This is a genomic window from Bacillus sp. 05T31, from assembly GCF_056396725.1.
Genome location: NZ_JBFTMA010000422.1, coordinates 1 through 3,776 on the forward strand (window position 1 = coordinate 1; position 3,776 = coordinate 3,776).

Here is a 3,776-nt window from a genome sequence, read left to right on the forward strand (position 1 = left end):
GTGCATGAGTGCAGCTCGGTTTTTTATGTTTGTTGAAGAAAAAGGGATTAAAGGTATATTTAGTGGGATTATATGGATAATTGTTATATTTCGTTTTAAAACATTGTAAAAGGATGTCTGTCCTTTCTTTATAAAAGATGAAAGTTATTTTTGAAAAATTGTATTATTACATCGGTAAAAGTATAGGAAACTTATCATTRTAAAATAAATTGAAATCTTCTAAAAACTCTGATACATTGAAATAGAAATGTAGTTTCATATTATTGTAAAGGCTTACAGTTATGTGCACGAAGATCTATTAGGATTGGAGGAAATAATGATGAAAGCTGAAGAAAAATTTTCCCCGGGATTAGATGGTGTAGTAGCAGCGGAAACGAAAATTTCGTTTCTTGACACAGTAAAAGGTKAAATTGTAATTCAAGGGTATGATTTAATCGAACTCTCAAAAACAAAAGAGTATTTAGACATTGTGCACCTTTTATTAGAAGAACGTTTACCGAATGAGGATGAGAAAGCAACAATTGAAAAGAAATTAAAAGAAGAATATACAGTGCCAGAAGGTGTATTCAATGTTCTAAAGGCATTGCCTAAGGAAACGCATCCTATGGATGGGCTACGTACAGGTGTGTCTGCATTAGCTGGTTACGATAGTGATATCGAAAACCGCTCGTTAGAAGTGAATAAAAGTCGAGGATACAAGCTTTTAAGTAAAGTGCCAAATATTGTAGCGAATAGCTACCATATTTTAAATAATGAGGAACCAATTGAGCCTCTTCAAGAATTGTCATATAGTGCGAATTTCTTCTATATGTTAACTGGAAAGAAACCAACTGAACTTGAAGAGAAAATCTTTGATCGTTCCCTTGTTTTATATAGTGAACATGAAATGCCAAACTCTACATTTACAGCACGCGTTATTGCATCAACGCAATCCGACTTATACGGCGCTTTAACAGGAGCAGTTGCATCCTTAAAAGGAAGTCTTCATGGCGGTGCGAATGAAGCGGTTATGTACATGCTTTTAGAAGCTGGTAATGTTGAGAAATTTGAAGAGTTATTACAGAAGAAACTATATAACAAAGAAAAAATTATGGGCTTTGGACACCGTGTTTATATGAAAAAGATGGATCCAAGAGCACTTATGATGAAGGAAGCATTAAAGCAGTTATGTGATGTGAAAGGCGATTATACACTATATGAAATGTGTGAAGCTGGAGAAAAAATTATGGAGAAGGAAAAAGGAATTTATCCGAATCTTGATTATTATGCTGCTCCAGTATATTGGATGCTTGGTATTCCAATTCAACTTTACACACCAATCTTCTTTAGTTCTAGAACAGTAGGGCTATGTGCACACGTAATTGAGCAACATGCGAACAATCGTTTGTTCCGTCCACGTGTAAATTATATTGGCGAGCGACATGCATTTAGTAAATAAAAACAACTGGGGAGTTGTTAGCGCCGCCCGCCAGATGGGTGTTTGACCGACACCCATCATTAATAATAACGAATTTTCGACAGAAAGGGAAGAATAGCATGATTAAAACAAATGAAATTAAACAAAAAGATGCATTATTAGAAGAAATTACGGACTATGTATTAAATAAAGAGGTTACAAGTGCAGAGGCATTCAGTACGGCTCGCTACGTATTACTTGATACACTTGGATGTGGAATTTTAGCACTACAATACCCAGAGTGTACGAAATTATTAGGACCAGTTGTACCAGGAACAATCGTGCCAAATGGTACACGTGTACCAGGAACATCTTATGTGCTAGATCCAGTAAAAGGCGCATTTAATATCGGATGTATGATCCGTTGGTTAGACTATAACGATACTTGGCTTGCAGCAGAGTGGGGACATCCATCTGATAACTTAGGCGGAATTTTAGCAGTTGCAGATTATATTAGCCGCGTTCGTATTTCAGAAGGAAAAGAACCATTAAAAGTACGTGAAGTACTAGAAATGATGATTAAAGCACATGAAATTCAAGGTGTACTTGCTTTAGAAAACAGTTTAAACCGTGTTGGTCTTGATCACGTATTATACGTAAAAGTAGCGACGACTGCAGTAGTTGCAAAAATGCTTGGCGGAACACGTGAGGAAATCTTTAATGCATTATCACATGCGTGGATTGATAATTCTAGTCTTCGTACATATCGTCATGCTCCAAATACAGGTTCACGTAAATCATGGGCAGCAGGTGATGCGACGAGCCGCGGTGTTCATCTTGCAATGACTGCATTAAAAGGTGAAATGGGTTACCCAACGGCATTATCTGCACCAGGATGGGGATTCCAAGATGTGTTATTTAACAAGCAAGAATTAAAATTAGCAAGACCGCTAGAATCTTATGTAATGGAAAATGTATTATTCAAAGTGTCATTCCCAGCAGAATTCCATGCACAAACAGCTGCAGAATGTGCAGTGAAATTACATCCGGAACTTAAAGAAAGATTAGATGAAATTGATCGTATTACAATTACAACTCATGAGTCAGCAATTCGTATTATCGATAAAGAAGGTCCATTAAATAACCCAGCTGATCGCGATCACTGCCTACAATACATTACGGCAATAGGTTTATTAAAAGGAGATATCGTTGCGGATGATTATGAGGATGTAGTAGCGAATGATCCACGTGTAGATGAATTACGTAATAAGATGGTTGTTGTTGAAAACAAACAGTACAGTTTAGATTACCTTGACCCGAACAAGCGCTCAATCGCCAACGCTGTTCAAGTTCATTTTAAAGATGGTACTGTAACAGAAAATGTGGAATGTGAATACCCACTTGGCCACCGTTTCCGTAGAGACGAAGCAATTCCAAAAGTTGTTCGAAAATTCACTGCAAATATGGCAGGTCATTATTCTAGTAAGCAACAAGAAAAAATCCATGAAGCTTGTCTAAATGAAGAAAAACTAGAAAATATGAATGTAAACGAATTTGTAGATCTATTCTTAATTTAATAATAGGGGGAATTTAGAATGGCTTGGGTTGTGAATAAACAGTCAACACAAGAGGAGCTTGCGAATCGTTTCCGGGCTTTAGTAGAAGCAAATGAAATTTTGCAAATTCCAGGTGCTCATGATGCAATGGCGGCTCTTGTTGCGAAAAATACAGGTTTTTCAGCTCTATATTTATCGGGAGCTGCTTACACTGCAAGTAAAGGACTACCAGATTTAGGAATTGTGACGTCTACTGAAGTAGCAGAGAGAGCAAGGGATCTAGTTAGAGCTACAGATTTACCAGTTCTTGTTGATATTGATACAGGATTTGGTGGAGTACTAAACGTAGCGAGGACAGCTGTAGAAATGGTGGAAGCGAAAGTTGCGGCTGTTCAGATTGAAGATCAACAATTACCAAAGAAATGTGGACATTTAAATGGTAAGAAACTTGTTACTACAGAAGAATTAGTTCAAAAAATTAAAGCGATTAAAGAAGTTGCGCCAAGTTTATATATTGTAGCACGCACAGATGCTCGCGGCGTGGAAGGATTAGATGCAGCGATTGAAAGAGCGAATGCATATGTAAAAGCAGGGGCAGATGCAATATTCCCAGAAGCGCTTCAATCGGAAGAAGAATTCCGTTTATTTACTAGCAAAGTGAATGCACCTTTACTAGCAAATATGACTGAGTTCGGAAAAACACCATATTATAGTGCAGAGGAATTTGCGAATATGGGCTTCCAAATGGTAATTTATCCTGTAACTTCACTTCGTGTTGCTGCAAAAGCATATGAGAATGTGTTTACGCTAATTAAGGAAACAGG

General features: G+C 37.2%; 3 protein-coding genes. All 3 read left to right on the plus strand.

Annotated elements, in window-relative coordinates:
* Window positions 1-316 precede the first annotated feature (316 nt).
* Window positions 317-1,438 (plus strand): citrate synthase, encoded by a 1,122-nt coding sequence (mmgD, locus tag AC1DJR_RS20945; protein ID WP_477003417.1) that lies wholly within the window; start codon window positions 317-319, stop codon window positions 1,436-1,438.
* Between the two features lie 98 nt (window positions 1,439-1,536).
* Entirely contained in the window at window positions 1,537-2,973 is a 1,437-nt protein-coding gene (prpD, locus tag AC1DJR_RS20950; protein ID WP_002085755.1) for a 2-methylcitrate dehydratase, read from the plus strand.
* An 18-nt stretch (window positions 2,974-2,991) separates the two neighbouring features.
* Window positions 2,992-3,776 (plus strand): methylisocitrate lyase (gene prpB, locus AC1DJR_RS20955; protein ID WP_477003418.1); only part of this gene is annotated, 785 nt, incomplete at its 3' end.